The 15,844-nt window shown below is 57.3% G+C and carries 15 protein-coding genes; all 15 read right to left on the reverse strand.

The features are described 5' to 3' along the window. Positions 1 to 24: 24 nt before the first annotated feature. The 15 genes from ftsY to ABF463_RS04650 all read right to left on the reverse strand — a co-directional run bounded on the left by ftsY (position 25) and on the right by ABF463_RS04650 (position 15,770). Complete coding sequence (gene ftsY, locus ABF463_RS04580) at positions 25 to 963, reverse strand: signal recognition particle-docking protein FtsY (RefSeq protein WP_415532377.1); 939 nt, start codon at positions 961 to 963, stop codon at positions 25 to 27. Positions 964 to 1,044: 81 nt separating this feature from the next. Beyond that, positions 1,045 to 4,626: a chromosome segregation protein SMC gene (gene smc, locus ABF463_RS04585; protein WP_415532378.1), complete on the reverse strand. Its 3,582-nt coding sequence runs from the start codon at positions 4,624 to 4,626 to the stop codon at positions 1,045 to 1,047. A 66-nt stretch (positions 4,627 to 4,692) separates the two neighbouring features. Then, entirely contained in the window at positions 4,693 to 5,709 is a 1,017-nt protein-coding gene (locus tag ABF463_RS04590; protein ID WP_415532379.1) for an elongator complex protein 3, read from the reverse strand. Positions 5,710 to 5,720: 11 nt separating this feature from the next. Continuing rightward, a complete protein-coding gene (rnc, locus tag ABF463_RS04595) occupies positions 5,721 to 6,401 on the reverse strand; it encodes a ribonuclease III (RefSeq protein ID WP_415532380.1) in 681 nt (226 codons plus the stop codon). A 52-nt stretch (positions 6,402 to 6,453) separates the two neighbouring features. Further along, the gene (locus tag ABF463_RS04600; RefSeq protein WP_415532391.1) at positions 6,454 to 6,702 is read right to left on the reverse strand and encodes a phosphopantetheine-binding protein; all 249 of its coding nucleotides are present in this window, start codon (positions 6,700 to 6,702) and stop codon (positions 6,454 to 6,456) included. A gap of 81 nt (positions 6,703 to 6,783) precedes the next feature. After that, on the reverse strand, positions 6,784 to 7,785 hold the full coding sequence (gene plsX / locus ABF463_RS04605) for a phosphate acyltransferase PlsX (protein WP_415532381.1): 1,002 nt from the start codon (positions 7,783 to 7,785) through the stop codon (positions 6,784 to 6,786). A 95-nt stretch (positions 7,786 to 7,880) separates the two neighbouring features. After that, the gene (gene trmFO / locus ABF463_RS04610; RefSeq protein ID WP_415532382.1) at positions 7,881 to 9,212 is read right to left on the reverse strand and encodes a methylenetetrahydrofolate--tRNA-(uracil(54)-C(5))-methyltransferase (FADH(2)-oxidizing) TrmFO; all 1,332 of its coding nucleotides are present in this window, start codon (positions 9,210 to 9,212) and stop codon (positions 7,881 to 7,883) included. Next, positions 9,209 to 11,290, reverse strand: a complete 2,082-nt coding sequence (gene topA, locus ABF463_RS04615) for a type I DNA topoisomerase (protein ID WP_415532383.1) — start codon at positions 11,288 to 11,290, stop codon at positions 9,209 to 9,211. The genes trmFO and topA overlap by 4 nt, the downstream gene beginning before the upstream one ends. 33 nt (positions 11,291 to 11,323) lie before the next feature. Next, a complete protein-coding gene (gene dprA / locus ABF463_RS04620; RefSeq protein ID WP_415532384.1) occupies positions 11,324 to 12,520 on the reverse strand; it encodes a DNA-processing protein DprA in 1,197 nt (398 codons plus the stop codon). Positions 12,521 to 12,534: 14 nt separating this feature from the next. Beyond that, a complete protein-coding gene (locus tag ABF463_RS04625; protein ID WP_415532385.1) occupies positions 12,535 to 13,326 on the reverse strand; it encodes a TrmH family RNA methyltransferase in 792 nt (263 codons plus the stop codon). A 120-nt stretch (positions 13,327 to 13,446) separates the two neighbouring features. Further along, entirely contained in the window at positions 13,447 to 13,800 is a 354-nt protein-coding gene (rplT, locus tag ABF463_RS04630) for a 50S ribosomal protein L20 (protein ID WP_415532386.1), read from the reverse strand. A 63-nt stretch (positions 13,801 to 13,863) separates the two neighbouring features. Further along, positions 13,864 to 14,061 carry a 50S ribosomal protein L35 gene (gene rpmI, locus ABF463_RS04635; protein WP_415532387.1) on the reverse strand — a complete coding sequence of 66 codons (198 nt, stop codon included), beginning with the start codon at positions 14,059 to 14,061 and terminating at the stop codon, positions 13,864 to 13,866. Beyond that, positions 14,048 to 14,590, reverse strand: coding sequence for a translation initiation factor IF-3 (gene infC, locus ABF463_RS04640; protein ID WP_415532392.1), 543 nt, complete (start codon positions 14,588 to 14,590; stop codon positions 14,048 to 14,050). The genes rpmI and infC overlap by 14 nt, the downstream gene beginning before the upstream one ends. A 42-nt stretch (positions 14,591 to 14,632) precedes the next feature. Then, positions 14,633 to 14,800, reverse strand: a complete 168-nt coding sequence (locus tag ABF463_RS04645; RefSeq protein ID WP_415532388.1) for a hypothetical protein — start codon at positions 14,798 to 14,800, stop codon at positions 14,633 to 14,635. A 172-nt stretch (positions 14,801 to 14,972) separates the two neighbouring features. After that, positions 14,973 to 15,770, reverse strand: coding sequence for a M15 family metallopeptidase (locus ABF463_RS04650; protein WP_415532389.1), 798 nt, complete (start codon positions 15,768 to 15,770; stop codon positions 14,973 to 14,975). Between the last annotated feature and the right edge of the window lie 74 nt (positions 15,771 to 15,844).

Genomic DNA, 15,844 nt, shown 5'->3' on the forward strand with positions numbered 1-15,844 from the left:
TATTTATCCGCCGAAAAAGCACAGTTATGCATCCGGCAGTCCGGCATCCGTATCGGCGCCTTCAAACAAAGCGTTTACAAACGCCCGTGAATCAAACGGCTGCAAATCGTCAATTTGCTCACCCACGCCAATGTATTTGACCGGCACGCCCAGTTCATGGTGGATGGCGAACACCACGCCGCCGCGTGCGGTGCCGTCCAGCTTGGTTAAGATGATGCCGGTCAAACCGGCGGCCTCCTTGAACTGTTTGGCCTGATTGACAGCGTTCTGTCCGGTGGTCGCATCCAAAACCAGCAGGTTTTCCCGTGCCGCCCCCGGCGCCTCACGGTCGATCACGCGTGAAATCTTAGAGAGTTCATCCATCAGATTTTTCTTGTTGTGCAGGCGGCCGGCAGTGTCGCAAATCACCACATCCACGCCGCGTGCCTTGCCCGCCTGCACCGCATCAAACACAACGGCAGCAGGATCGGAGCCTTCTTTCTGCTTGATGATATCTACGCCCGCGCGGTTGGCCCAAATCTCCAACTGGTCGATGGCGGCGGGGCGGGACGTGTGCCGCGCGCCCAGCAGCACGGTCTTCCCCTCGGCTTTAAGCTGTGCTGCCAACTTACCAATGGTGGTGGTCTTTCCCACACCGTTGACTCCAATAACCAGCAGCACCGCCGGTGCGGGCGTCAATTTAAGCGACACGTCGCTAAACAGCTCCTCCGCCATCACCGCTTTGAGTGCGATGCGTACGCCGTCGGTATCCTCTATTTTGGCTTGTTTGATCCATCCGCGCAGTTTTTCAATCAAGTATTCGGATGTGGCGACGCCCACATCCGATGAAACCAGTATTTCCTCCAGTTCCTCGAACAGTTCTTCATTCACTTTGCCGCTCTTTTGAAGCACCTGCTCCATTTGCTTGGCGACCGAAGCGCGCGTTTTGGCAAGCCCTGCGCGTATTTTATCAAAAACACCCATGCGCAACCCCCTATACCGGTCAAAACCGTTCTGTTTCCATTATTCGCTATTATACCATGTTTCCAGCCTTGAATACAGGTCTCACACACGTTTTTGTTCTAATCCCAGCCGTTCCATCAGGTCCTCCAGATGCAAAGTAAGCAACTTGGACACACCCTGGTCCTGCATGGTTACACCATAGAGCACATCCGCCTCGTCCATGGTGCCGCGCCGGTGGGTGATGACGATGAACTGTGTGCTGCCGCACAGCCTGCGCAGATAGGACGCATACCGCACCACGTTCTGCTCATCCAGCGCCGCCTCGATCTCGTCCAACACACAGAACGGCGACGGGCGCACCTTGAGCAAGGCAAAGTACAATGCGATAGCCACAAACGCCTGTTCACCGCCCGAAAGCGCCGCCAGATTTTTGATAATCTTGCCCGGGGGCTGCACATGAATCTCAATGCCGCAAGTCAGCACGTCCTGTGGGTCGGTCAGTTCCAACCAGGCCCGTCCGCCGCCGAACAATTCCACAAAGATGGATGCAAAATGCCCGTTGATTTCGGCAAAGCATTTAGAAAACTGTGCCCGCATCTCGCCGGTCAGTCCTCGGATGAGCGTTTCCAGTTCCGCTTTGGACTGTTCGACATCCTCGGTCTGCGTTTTCATGAACGTGTAGCGCTCTGCCACCTCATGGTATTCATCAATAGCGGCAAGATTGACGCTGCCCAGCGCTTTGATGTCATGCCGCAGGACGACCAGGCGTTTTTCCGCCTCGTCCGGATGCTCCACACGCGGCACTTCCTGTTCCGCCTGGGAACGTGTCAGCTCATAGTCTTCCCACAGCTTGGCAATCAGCGAATCGTACCCGGTTTGCAACGACAACTTTCGCTCATCCAGTCGTGCAAGTTCGCGGGACATGTTCTCTTTCTCCTCGGAGAGCGCGCGTGTGCCCGCCCGAAGCTCGACTGTGCGGCGCTCCACTGTTTCCCGCTCTTGCGCCTGTTTTTCCGCATCTGTACGGCACGCGGCGGCTTGTTGGCGCAGTGCCTCCGCCTGCGAAGTCTGCGCTTGTGCACGTTCACGGGAGGCTTGTGCCTCTTCCTCCAATGCCTGGATGCGCAGCGCGAGTGTTTCCGCCCGTGCGTGCTTTTCACGGCGGCGCAGTTCCAGTTCTTCGATGCGCTGGACAATCGCCTGCACGTCCTTCTCCCCGCCCAGATGGCGCAGACGCAGGTCGGTCAAACGCGCGGTCTGCTCCTCCCTCCTCGCAGTCAGTGCATCGCCTTCCGCTCCGCAAGCGGCAAGCGTCTGCTCAGCCCGCACGACTTCTTGCCCGCAAGCATCCAGCTGCTCCTCCACCTGCTGCGCCTGTTCATGCAGCACTGCCAGCTTATCCATGCAGGCACGGTGTTCTTCCTCCAGCGACTGCATGTCCGCACCAAGTAGAGCGGCCTGTTCCGCCAGGCGCTTTTCTTCACCCTCCAGCCGAATGGCCGTTTCTTTTGCCTGCGAGAGCTCCCCGCGCGCACCGTTCACTTCGGCCTCAGCGGCGGCAAGACCCTCTTTGGCGCGGTGCTCGGTCTGTTCTGCCTCCGTGAGTTGAGCTTGGAGTGTACGCGCCTCCGCTTGCAATTTGGCAATCTCCGCCTGGCGGGACACCAGCCCCGCGCCCGCACGGTGCGAACCGCCGGTAAGCGAGCCGCCCGCATTCACCTGCTGCCCGTCCAACGTGACGATGCGAAAACGGTACCGGAATTGTCGGGCAATTTCCACCGCGCTGTCCAAATCACGCGCCACCACCGTGCGTCCAAGTAAATGCTCGGCAATGTCCCGGAAGCGCCCATCATAGGTAACCAGCTCCGCCGCTATGCCGACATACCCGGCACAGCGCGACACCTCTCTTGCGTCCAACATCCCGCCGCGGACGCTGGTCAGCGGCAGGAACGTTGCGCGTCCGCCATCTGACCGCTTTAAAAACCGGATGGCCTCTTTGGCGTTCCCCTCGTTTTCGGTGACGATATGCTGTGCCGTACCGCCAAGCGCAGTCTCAATGGCGACCGCCACGTCCGCCTGTGCGGACAACAGCTGTGATACCGGCCCCAAAATACCGGACAGACTGCCGCGCCGCCCTTCGCGCACCACCAATTTTACACTATGCGCAAATCCTTCGAGGTTCTTTTCCAAATCGGCCAGCATAGCGGCGCGCTGGGTACGCTCGCCCACCCGCAGCGACAGGGCGCGCACCCGCTCCTGTTCCTTTGCCAACTTTTCCTGCCGCGTTCGGTACTTGAGTGTGCAGCCGCTCACGGCATTTTCTTTTCCCTGCACCGCTTCGCGTGCCTGTGCCAGCCGCGCCTGCGCGTCCGCCAGCGCCGCCTTGGCTTGTTCGCGCCGCTCAGCACGCCCGGAAGTACTTTGCTCGATCTCTGACAAGCGGGTTTTGGCACTCTCCGCCGCCGATTGCGTAGCACTCTTTTGCTGCCCCAATTCCGCAAAGCGGGCATTCACCTGTGCCAATTGGGCGGATGCTTCCCGCATTTTCAACGCCTGCGCGTCCCCTTTTTTGGCGAGCGCCAGCGTATCGCGTTCACAGGCCTCCAACGTATCGCGCAGGCTTTCCAGCGCGCCCCGCTTTTCCTGCACCTGTGCACGGAGGTCGGCAAGACCGCTTTCGTCCTCCTCGCCCAGCTGTGCGTTTTGCGCGCGTTCCCCTTCGACCTCCATACGTGTGCGGTCGGCGCGTGTGGCGTCGTTTTCGCACATGGCGGCCTGCGCTTCGCACTGCACGGCATCCTGCTCGTACCGGGCAGCTCCACCCCGCAGGCGGTCGGTCTCGGCGGCGGCTTTCTGCGACTGCATGTATGCCTCGTCAATGGCGCGTTCCATCGTGTCCAATTTCTGTTCCAGCTCACCGTGACGGGCGCGGGCGATTTCCAGCCGGTTTTCTGCCGTACGCAGTTCCGCGCGGCGCACATCCAGTGTGTGCAGCCAAAGCCCGACTTCCAGCGTCTTTTTCTCTTCCGCCAACGTCAGGTAGCGTTTGGCCTTTTCCGCCTGCTCTTTGAGCGGGCCGACCCGTGCTTCCAACTCGCCCAGAATATCACGCAAACGCACCAGATTTTCCTCGGTCGCCGCCAGCCGCCGTTCCGCCTCCACCTTGCGGTAACGAAACTTCGCGATGCCTGCCGCTTCCTCGAAAATTTCACGCCGGTCTTCGCTGCGCGCACCCACGATTTCGGCAATACGTCCCTGACTGATAACCGCATACCCATCGTGACCAAGGCCGGTGTCCATGAACAATTCGTAAATATCCTTCAGGCGCACCTGCGCGCCGCCCAAACGGTACTCGCTCTCGCCCGAGCGATAATAGCGGCGGGTCACCACCACCTCCGTGCTGTCTACCGGTAACGCATGGTCGCTGTTGTCCACTGCAAGGCTCACTTCGGCATAGCTGAGCGGGCGGCGCACCGGCGTGCCGCCGAAAATGACATCCTCCATCCGCCCGCCGCGCAGGCTTTTGACCGACATCTCGCCCAGCACCCAGCGAATGGCGTCGCTGATGTTGCTTTTGCCGCTGCCGTTCGGCCCCACCACAGCAGTGATGCCCGGTCCAAATGTAAGCACCGTCTTATCGGGGAAAGATTTGAATCCATGGATCGTCAGCGATTTCAGGTACACACGCGCACCCCCTCTATGTAATCAATCTGTTTATGCAGATAGCGCTATCGCATACAATGCGGTTGTCTATTGCCCATGCGACAGAGATGTTTCCGCCCGCACTTGATAACAGGCCAGGGCTGCGTCTTCCTGTATCTGCAATCGACGGCCTGTCCACGCCTCCAGCGCAAGGAGATTCCGCCGGTGCTGTCCCACCAATTTGCTGATCTGTCCACGCGCCACATACAGACGATCGGCATTGCCTGCTTTTGCCAGTGCCCGGCGGGCGGCGGTGTAATAGAGCCGGCTTTCGCAAAGTTCGCCGAACGCCGGATGCCACGGGCCATCCAGCAAATCCCGCTGCATGGACGCCTCAGCGTGGAGGCCCATGCGCAGCACATGGATACCCTTGCGTGTAAAATACGCGAACAGCGCCGCACAGAGCAGAACGGCCTCGTCCAACGGCTGCGGCGTATACCTGCCATCCGCCCACCAATCCGCCATGCGTGTGCCTCTCAACACCAGCGCGGGATAAATACGAACGGCGTCCGGCTGCAGAGCGGCCAATTCCCGAGCAGTACGCCGCGCACCGGAAGCACTGTCCCCGGGCAAACCGGTCATCATCTGCAAGCCCAGCGAAAACCCGGCGCGGCGTATACGTGCGGCGGCATCCCGCACCTGCGCGGCGGTATGCCCCCGTCCGTTTTGCCGCAAAACCACATCATCCATGCTCTGCGCACCGAGTTCAATAGACGTGACCCCATAATCCTTGAGCAGGCCGAGCACCTCATCCTCCACCGCGTCCGGCCGGGTAGAAAGCCGAATACCCGAAAAGCCGTTCGTACCAAGAAACGGCACGACGGCTTCGAGAAGCGCCCGCATCTGCGCGCGTGGAATGGCAGTAAAACTGCCGCCGAAAAAAGCGACTTCCGCACCCTGGGCACGCGCCCCCATCTGTTCGCGCACACGCGCCAGCGTTTCGGTCACCTCGTTGGGAGACGGGGGCGTGCCCTGCCCGGCAATACTGTGCTGATCACAGAACGAGCAGGCATGTGTGCATCCCAGATGCGGTATAAAAAAAGCCACATTTGCCTGCTTGCCCACAGTGTCCTCCTTTATTGTCCCATCAAAGAAAGCGCTTCACAGGCGGCCATCTGTTCAGCTTCCTTTTTGCTGCCTCCGCGTCCTACGCCGATACGGTTGTTGTTCAGATGTACTTCCACCACAAATTTTTTGTCGTGGTCAGGGCCGGACTCCTCCGCGAGGACATATTCCAGCTTCTCACCGTGGTTTTTCTGCACAATCTCCTGCAATTCAGTCTTATAATCACGCATCCCGCTTTCAAGATGCGCAGAAAAAAACTGGTCGGCAAAGCGGGTGACAAACTGTTTAGCCGCCGGCAGCCCGCCGTCGATGTAAATGGCTGCAATGACTGCCTCAAAGGCATCGGCAAGGATGGAAGAGCGTTCCCGCCCGCCGGTGTTTTCCTCACCGCGCCCCAGCCGCAGCCATCCGCCCAGCCCCACCGTGCGGGAAAATCCCTGCAGAGAGCGCTCACAGACCATGGATGCGCGCAGGCGGGTCAATTCGCCCTCCGGCACATGCGTATGATGGAAATAGAGATATTCTGCCGAGATGATGCCCAGCACGGCATCACCTAAAAATTCCAGCCGCTCATTGCTGTCGCAGTGCCGTGTTTTCACCTCATTGGCAAACGACGAGTGGGTCAGTGCGTTTTCAAGCAGGCTCTTGTCCTGAAACGTATAACCCAGATTTTTTTCGAGTTTTTCAAACATGGATGCCTCCGGTCCTTTTCCGTCCTCATGCTTCGACGCCCTCGCACATGCGTTATTGGCCCAATACTTCTTTTACAACAGTCACCGCGTCCCCGATGGTCACGATGCGATCCGGTTGGATGTCAGAAAGATCAATGTCAAATTCATCATCGAGCGCCAGAAGAAAATCGACTACATCTTCCGGTTCTGCTCCCAATTCTTCAAAAGCGGTCTCCGCGCCAAGTGCGTCTTCTTCTACATCGAACTGCTCGGCAACCAACGCTTTCACTCTCTCAAGCACCACTGTAAACACCTCCCCCACCAACTTCAAACAGATATTTTCTGCCCTTTATAAAAAGCGGCATCAGTCGCAGTATATGCCATGTCTGCCTCCCGTGCGCTTTTATGACACGGGTTTGGCTGCGGGCGCACTGTTCTCTATCTCCCGGATTACGTCTTCCTTAACAAACGCCATCGCCTGCCGGACGGCATTCTGAAACGCGCGCGCATTGGAACTGCCATGTGCTTTGAAAACCGGCTTTTTCAACCCCATCAGCGGTGCGCCGCCGTATTCACTGTAATCCATTTTTTTCCTAAAAGCGGTGAGCGCGGGTTTTACCACCATTGCGGCGCCCATCGACAGCACGTTCCGGGTAAACATGTCTTTGATAGTCTGCCCCATGAACAGGCCCATTCCCTCAATCAATTTGAGGATGATATTACCGGTAAACCCATCCGCAACCAATACGTCGCAGGCATCAAACGGGATGTCGCGCCCTTCCACATTGCCCACGAAGCGCAACGAGGAATCTTTCAGCAATGTATAAGCAGCCTGTGCAAGCGGTGTCCCCTTGTGCTCCTCCGAACCGATGTTGGCCAGCCCGACACGCGGACTTTGGATGCCGATGATCTTTTCCATATAAATTGCACCCATGTGCCCGAACTGGAGCAGCATATCCGGGCGGCACTCAACATTTGCACCGCCGTCGAGAAGCATGAAGCATCCGTTCGCGCCCGGCAGAATGGGCGCCAGCGCCGGACGCCGCAGGCCGTTGACACATCCGAGCATGGAACGTGAGCCAACGACCAGCGCGCCGGTGTTGCCTGCACTGACAAACGCGTCGCCCTGTCCGTCGGCCAGCGCGCGCAATCCCACTGCCATGGAGCAGTCTCTTTTGCCGCGCAGCACATCCGTGGGCGCATCGTCCATTGTCAGCACGCTGTTGGCCTCCAGAATCTCAATGCCATCGAGCGGAATGCTTTTTTCATACGCCACATCCCGCAGTTTATCCCGTTCGCCCGTGAGCAAAATTTCCACACCGTATTCTTTGACCGCAAGGTGTGCGCCCTCCAGCACCTCGGCAGGCGCTTTATCTCCGCCAAAGCCATCCATGATGATCTTCATATAAAACTCCATTCTGCCGTGTGAGCGGCATAAAACTCCCATTTATTTTGAAAACCATCCCACTGCGGGACGGACTGCTGCTCTCAATCCGTTTATTAAATCCATCCGTCCGCCGATTGGATACCTGCCAGTGTTTCCAGCGCACGGTTGGAAATCGCTTCATACCGGTCGCGTTTCACTTTCACTTTCCGGCCCAGCGGTGCAATGATGCCGAAATTGACATTCATGGGCTGGAAGTGTTTTGCCGCCGCCCCACTGATATACTGCGCCAACGCGCCGATCGCGGTTTGTGCGGTGAAATCCACCGGCGGCAGGCCCATCACCTGCCTGGCGCAGTTAAGTCCGGCGGCAAGTCCGGACGCGGCGGATTCGACATATCCTTCTACACCGGTCATCTGCCCGGCGAAAAAGACGCGCGGGTCACTTTTCAACCGGTAGAAGTTGTCCAGCAAATCGGGCGCGTTCAAAAATGTATTGCGATGCATCACGCCATACCGCGCAAACACCGCCTTTTCCAGGCCGGGAATCATGGAAAACACCCGTTTCTGTTCAGAAAACCGCAGGTGTGTCTGGAAACCGACAAGGTTGTACAAATCACCTGCCGCATCGTCATGCCGCAGCTGCACCACGGCATAAGGGTCTTTCCCGGTCCTCGGGTCGGGCAGGCCCACTGGTTTGAGCGGGCCGAAACGCATGGTGTCCCGCCCGCGCGCGGCCATCACCTCCACCGGCATACAGCCCTCAAACACCTTGGGGTCATCTTCCTCGAAACCATGCAGCTTTGCTGCTTCAGCGGAAACCAGCGCGTCGTAGAATACGTCATATTCTTCTTTCGTCATCGGACAGTTGACGTAATCCGCACCGCCCTTGCCATATCTAGCCGCAAAATAGACTTTGTCAAAATCGATGCTTTCAGCAGTCACAATGGGCGCAGCCGCGTCGTAGAAATGCAGCGGTGCCTCGCCGCCACAGATACGGACGACCGCCTCCGCCATTGCGCCGTCGGTCAGCGGCCCGGTTGCAACCACGCAAGAATCCTCTGGAAGCTCGGTCAGTTCCCGCTCGACCACCGTGATGCGCGGATGCACACGCAGTTTTTCCGTGACCATACTGGAGAAGCCTGCGCGATCCACGGCAAGCGCACCGCCGGCAGGTACACGGGTCGCGTCCGCGCAGGTGAGGATGAGCGAGTCCAGCCGACGCATCTCCTCCTTGAGCAGCCCCACGGCATTTTGCAGTCCATCGGCGCGCAGGGAATTGGAACAGACCAGCTCCGCAAAATCCGGGCTGTGGTGCGCGGGAGAAAAACGCGCGGGTTTCATCTCATAGAGCGTGACTTCCACGCCCCGTTCGGCGGCCTGCCACGCTGCCTCACAGCCCGCCAGACCCGCTCCCACAACAGTGATATGCCGTGTCTCTCCGGTCATTTCTTTTCCTCACGACTGTAACCGCAGCCCTCTTTCGCACAATAGACTACGCCGCCGCGCTTCTTGAACAGGCTGCCGCCGCATTTCGGGCATTTCTCCTCCAACGGCGTATCCCAGGTCATGAAATTGCACGTGGGGTTGTGTTCACAACCAAAATATTTCTTGCCGCTTTTCGATTTTTTAGCCAGTACACGTCCGCCACAAAGTGGGCAGAACGCACCGGTCTCCTGCACGATGGGTTTGGTATTCTTGCATTCGGGATAACCGGGACAAGCCAAGAATTTGCCGTACCGTCCGTTTTTAATGACCATCTTGCGCCCGCAAAGTTCACAGACGATGTCTGTCTCCTCGTCCGGCACTTTCATGTGGACATCTCCGAGCTCTTCCTCCGCTCTTTTAAGCGTGTGGTCGAATCCCTCGTAAAAATCGGTGAGCATCTGCACCCAGTTCTCCTCGCCGGTTTCCACTTTGTCCAAGTTGTTCTCCATCTTGGCCGTAAATTCCACATCCACAACGCTGGCGAAATGCTCGCGCATGAGTTTGGTGGTCACTTCACCCAGCGGCGTGGGCACCAGTTGTTTCCCCTCACGCTCCACATACAGACGGGCGAGGATGGTGGTGATGGTCGTGGCATAGGTGCTCGGACGCCCAATCCCATTTTCCTCCAGCGTTTTGATGAGCGACGCCTCGGTATAGCGGGCGGGCGGCTGCGTAAAGTGCTGATTGCCATCCAGCTTCTGAACTTGCAGTTCATCGCCCTCGTTGAGTATCGGCAGCGGCTTGCCGGATTCCTTGTTCTCATCCATCGCCATCTCGTACACAATGGAAAAGCCCTTAAATCTGACCGTATTGCCCGACGCTTTAAACAGGTAATCCGCAGCGGCGATGTCCACACTTACGGTGTCCAGCACCTTGTTCGCCATCTGGCTGGCAACAAAACGCTCCCAAATAAGTCTGTACAGCTTAAATTGATCGCCGGACAGGCTTTCTTTGACCTTCTCCGGTGAAAGCTCCGGCATGGTAGGACGGATGGCTTCATGCGCGTCCTGCGCGTTGGCGCGCGATTTATAAACCCGCGGCTTTTCGGGCAGATAGTCCTGCCCAAATGTTTCACCCACATAGGCGAGTGCCGCCTGCTGGGCCTCTGCCGCGATGCGCAGCGAATCGGTACGCATATAGGTAATCAGACCGATTGCGCCATAGCCTTTCACATCCACGCCCTCATACAGTTCCTGCGCGGCGCGCATGGTGCGCCTAGCCTGGAATCCGAGGCGGCGGGATGCTTCCTGCTGCAGCGTGGAGGTGGTGAACGGCGGAGCGGGGGATTTTTTGCGTTCGCTTTTCTTCACGGTGCGTACAATGAACGGCGCGCCCTTGAGTGCATCAAGAATTGTATCCGCTTCTTCCTTGTTCTTAACCTCGACCCTTTTGCCGTCCAATCCGCCATGAAAATGCGCAGCAAACGGCTTTTTGGAACTGGGCGCAAGCAATTCGGATGCATCGATGGTCCAATATTCTTCCGGCACGAATGCGCGGATTTCATCTTCACGGTCGACAATCAGCCGCACTGCGACCGACTGCACACGTCCGGCGGAGAGGCCGGGACGAATTTTCTTCCACAAAAACGGGCTGAGTTGATAGCCCACGATGCGGTCAAGGATACGGCGTGCCTGATAGGCATTGACCAAATCCAGATCGATGGAACGCGGGTTCTTGATGCCATCTTTAACAGCGGATTTAGTGATCTCATTGAACGTGACGCGCAGCGCGGTTTTCTCATCCAGCCCCAGCAGGTTGGCCAGATGCCAGCTAATGGCCTCCCCTTCGCGGTCGGGGTCAGTCGCCAGAAAGATCTTGGTGCTGTTTTTGGCTTCCTTTTTTAAAGACTTGATCAAAGGCGCTTTGCCGCGAATGGGGATATATTTCGGCGTGAAGTGGTTTTCAATATCCACACCCATCCGGCTTTTGGGCAGATCGCGCACATGCCCCATGGAAGCAACGACCGTGTAGCCGCGTCCCAGATATTTTTTGATTGTATGGGCTTTTGCCGGTGACTCCACGATTACCAAATTTGACATGTATTGTATCCTTTACGGTTGTTACCATTCAATTTAGACGGAGCAGAACCGCCTGCCGGGTTCGGAGCGGACAAGCCCCTGTATTTCCAGCACCGTGAGCACCGCCAGCACTTGCGCGGGCGGCAGGTTGGCACGCACGGCAAGCTCATCCACGTGGCGCGGTGAACCATCCATCAACGCATACACGGCGCGCTGCACATCATCCAATCCCGCCACCGGTCGTTTCGGAGAAGCCTGCGGTTCAGGCGGTCTATCGGCTGCCGCAGCGGCAGCCTTGCCCGGATGCTCCGCCGCGTGACCGGCCATTTGGGAAAATGACTGCTGTGCCGGGGCAGCCTGTTCCACCGACAGTGTTTGCGCGACCATTGCCGGATATTCCTCAAGGATATCCACCACGCCGCAGGCGGGCTTCGCACCCTCCCGCAGCAATTGGTTAGTACCCTCGCTCATGGGGCTGAAAATACTGCCCGGCACGGCAAACACATCTCTGCCCATTTCCAATGCCTGTCCGGCGGTGATGAGCGACCCGCTTTTCCGCCCGGCCTCCACCACCACCGTGCCGGCCGACAGCCCCGCGATGATGCGGTTGCGCACGGGAAAATGGTGGCGATCCGGCCCGGCATCCGGCGGATATTCCGAAAGCACCGCGCCGTTTTTCGCAATTAGGCGATGCAATTCGCGGTTGGATGACGGATAAACGGTATCCAACCCACAGCCAAGCACGGCATAAGTCTTGCCGCCGCCTTTAAGCGCGCCCTTGTGCGCATGTGTGTCTACCCCGGCGGCCATTCCGCTCACCACGCCCACCCCGACGTGCGCCAGCCCCATCGCCAACCGCTCTGCCGCCGCCGCGCCGTAATCGGTGACGTGTCTGGCACCCACCATGGCAACACAAAGCGTGTCATCCGTGGGCAGCCTGCCCATCACATACAGCACGGCGGGCGGAGCATGAATCTCTTTGAGCCGGGCGGGATAAGATGCATCCGCCAAGGTGCAGATGTCATAGCCGCGCGCAAGGCAGTGCTCCACGATGCGCTGCGCCTTTTCCAACCCATGGGGGCGCAGGAGTTCCAAATCATGTGCGGTGCAAATGCCGGAAGCGGCCAATGCCTTTTCATCCGCCTGATATACCGCTTTTGCGCCGCCCAGCACTTCCGCCAGACGGCATGGTTTTGGGCTGCCGGGTGAAAACGCCAGTACAAGCCAGATCCAATGTTCTACATCTGTCAATAAAATCAACGTCCTTATCGGCCGCGCATTATTTCCCACATGACAATGGCGGCCGCAGCCGCTGCATTGAGCGATTCCGCCCGTCCTTTCATGGGGATGGTAAACGGCTTGCATACCTTCACACAGGCATCTGTCAGCCCCGCGCCTTCATTGCCGATGGCCACCACCACGCCGCCATGCAGATCGAGCTGCGTGAGCAGTCTGGTGGTGCCGCCCGCAAGTGCGGCGAGGGTTTGTATGCCATTGTCGTTCAACAACGACAACGCGGCAGGCAGATCGTCCACCTGTAGGAACGCCGTGCGAAACACAGCTCCCATGGAAGCCCGCACGACTTTGGGCGCATAGATATCCGTGCAGCCTTTGGACAGCAGGATGCCGGAAAGTCCCAGCGCCTCGGCCGTGCGCAAAATGGTTCCCAGATTGCCGGGGTCACTGATATCTTCCAGCGCCGCATATACGCCGCCTAATTTTATTTTATCCAACGCGAACGCTTTGTCAAGCATAAATGCGGTGGCGAAGATGCCCTGCGGCGCGGAAGTATCCGCCAGCTTCACCGCCACAGAACTGCCCACCATGCAAACGCGCACTCCTTTTTGGCCGGCGGTTTGGCACAAGGCAGCGTGCTTTTCCATGGCCGCGTCGGTAAAAAAAGCCGTTTCCATCCGGACGCCGCTCTCCAATGCGTCTGCCAGCAGGCGTGCGCCTTCCAGCACAAAGCGGCCAGTCTCCCGCCGGTATGCACGGTTATCCCGCAGATGGGTATAATCGCGTATCAGTGGGTTTTCGCGGCTTGTGATCTCCATCATATGCCCCATATCCTCCTATTCTGCCTGCGCGCCAAAAGCATCCCCTCATTTTTGCGCACAATAAAAAAACCGCCCGCGGCGCAAAAAATTGCGCGCAAGGGCGGTTTTTCTACCGGTAAATCAAAGCGCAGCTTTCGCTTTTTCCACCAGGGAGGTGAATCCGGCGCTATCATTGACTGCAAGTCCCGAAAGAATCTTGCGGTTAAGGACGATATCCGCCTTTTTCAAGCCATTGATAAATGTAGAATAATTCATTCCGTTGAGTTTGCACGCTGCGGAAATGCGCGTAATCCAAAGCGAACGGAAATCACGTTTTTTCAGTTTGCGGCCCACATAGGCATAGCTGAGGGATTTCATTACGGCTTCATTGGCCGTGCGGAACAAACGGCTTTTACCGCCCCAGTATCCTTTTGCCAGTTTTAAAATCTTTTTTCTGCGTTTGCGCGTCATCATCGCGCCCTTGACTCTCGCCATCTTTGCTTAATCCTCCATCAATGCCGTCCAGCTGGACGGCGCTGTTACAAATACACTGCCTGTTCAGCTATACGGGCAAAGGCGTTTGAGCGCGCCGACATTGGTGGCATCGGCATAAGCAGCCTGACGCAGACCCCGTTTGCGTTTGGTATCCTTTTTGTTGAGGATGTGGGATTTGAACGCGTGCGCGCGTTTGATCTTGCCTGTTTTGGTAAACCGCAGGCGTTTAGACGCGCCGCTGTGTGTTTTAAGCTTTGGCATTCTGGTTTCCTCCCTTGCTGTTTGGTTCTTTTACGGGCTTGGCCACAAGGAACAAAGACATGCTGCGTCCTTCGAGCTTCGGCAGTTTTTCTACGGAAGAAAGACCCTCGCACAATACGGCAAAGCGGTTCAGCAACGTCCGTCCAAGTTCAGTATGCGCCATTTCACGGCCCCGGAAGCGAACCGTTACTTTTACACGGTCACCCGACCGCAAAAACTGCATGGCATGACCCGCCTTGGTTTCCAGGTCGTGTGTGTCAATATTGAGCGACATACGGATCTCTTTGATTTCGACAATATGCTGATTCTTTTTTGCTTCTTTTTCTTTTTTGGCCTGCTCGAAGCGGAATTTTCCGTAATCCATGATACGGCAAACCGGCGGCTTCGCCTGCGGTGCGATCTTGACCAGATCCAAATTCTTTTCCTCGGCCAAACGCAGTGCCTCGCGAGACGAAAGGATGCCAAGCTGGCTGCCGTCCGCACCGATCACACGGACCTCCCTGTCCCTGATTTCTTCATTGAGAAGCATTTCCTTGTTACTGATGGCCAGCACCTCCAAAAGTCCAGATTATCACAGCAAGCCGTTCCCGCATCCGCCGTAGAACGACACGCCATTCGATTTCGTGCGGCCACAGGCCGCTCTATTATCACCAAGCCGCGCCATGCGCAAGCGGGATAAAAGCAAACGTTCCGGCGCAAAAAGCCCGCGCCCGCCAAAAAAGCGGATGGAAACATCCATCCGCTCGAATACACCGGTTCATCCATTCCTCACCATTGTGATCAGGAATGCCGACGATATTGACCTCGGGGCCAGCGGCACACGAGGTGAGGACGGAATGGTTCCCCTGCTTTATTGTGTGACTTAGTATAGCAAAAAAGCAGGCGCCTGTCAATCCTTTTTTAAGAATCTCTCAGGCTTTTCCGTCATACTCTTCCAAGCAAAGCCCGGCGGCATTGATCTTTTCGGCGTTGTCTCTGCCCACATACCGCCAGTGCCACGGCTCATATTCGATACCTGTGATACTGGTCTTCCCTTTTGGATAGCGCAGGATGAATCCATAGTCCGCCGCGTGTTTCTCCAGCCACGCGAAGGCATCCGTCTTATCAAAGGCATCGCTCAGGTCGCTGTTTTTTTTCAACCAATCGGTGGAAACGATATCGGCGGCCAGCCCGCTTTCATGCTCGCTCGTGCCCGGCGGCGCAACCAGCGTCGCCGCTTTTGAGGACGCCGCGCTCGCGCCATAGCCATCCGCGCGGTACTGCGAAACTTTACGGTCAAAATTGTTCGTTTGATACGCCATACTGCGGTAGCCCGAATAAATCACCAGCTGCACACCGGCTGCACGCGCATCATGAATCATCTGCGTGAGGTGCGGCGCTGCGCGGGAGTCAAAATGGTTGTCCTTGTCCGAAGTCGTATAATAGTACTTATCCACCGTATCCAGCGTGGGTACATAACCGGACGGCAGCGGATTTTGGGCGTTGACAAGCATCAGCAGGCCGCCGGTCTTCATTTCCGAAGCTAGGGCGCCGGTTTTGGAAGCGACAGAAGAAGCCGCCGAGGCAACTGCGCTTGTGCTCGCACCGGATGTGACCGGGGCATTGTGCTTATTGAAAATGGCATAGGCAAACACCAACCCACCGACCAAACAAACCGCAATGGCCGTCAGAGAACCGGCGCATCCGGGGCGAAGAGTCCGTTTCGCCATGATATCTCTCCATTCTGTTTCCGCTTTGCAACAGGAACTTGCATATTAATTACTCTATTTATTTTATAGAATCG

This window comes from Ethanoligenens sp., from assembly GCF_047718355.1.
GTDB lineage: Bacteria > Bacillota > Clostridia > Oscillospirales > Ethanoligenentaceae > Ethanoligenens.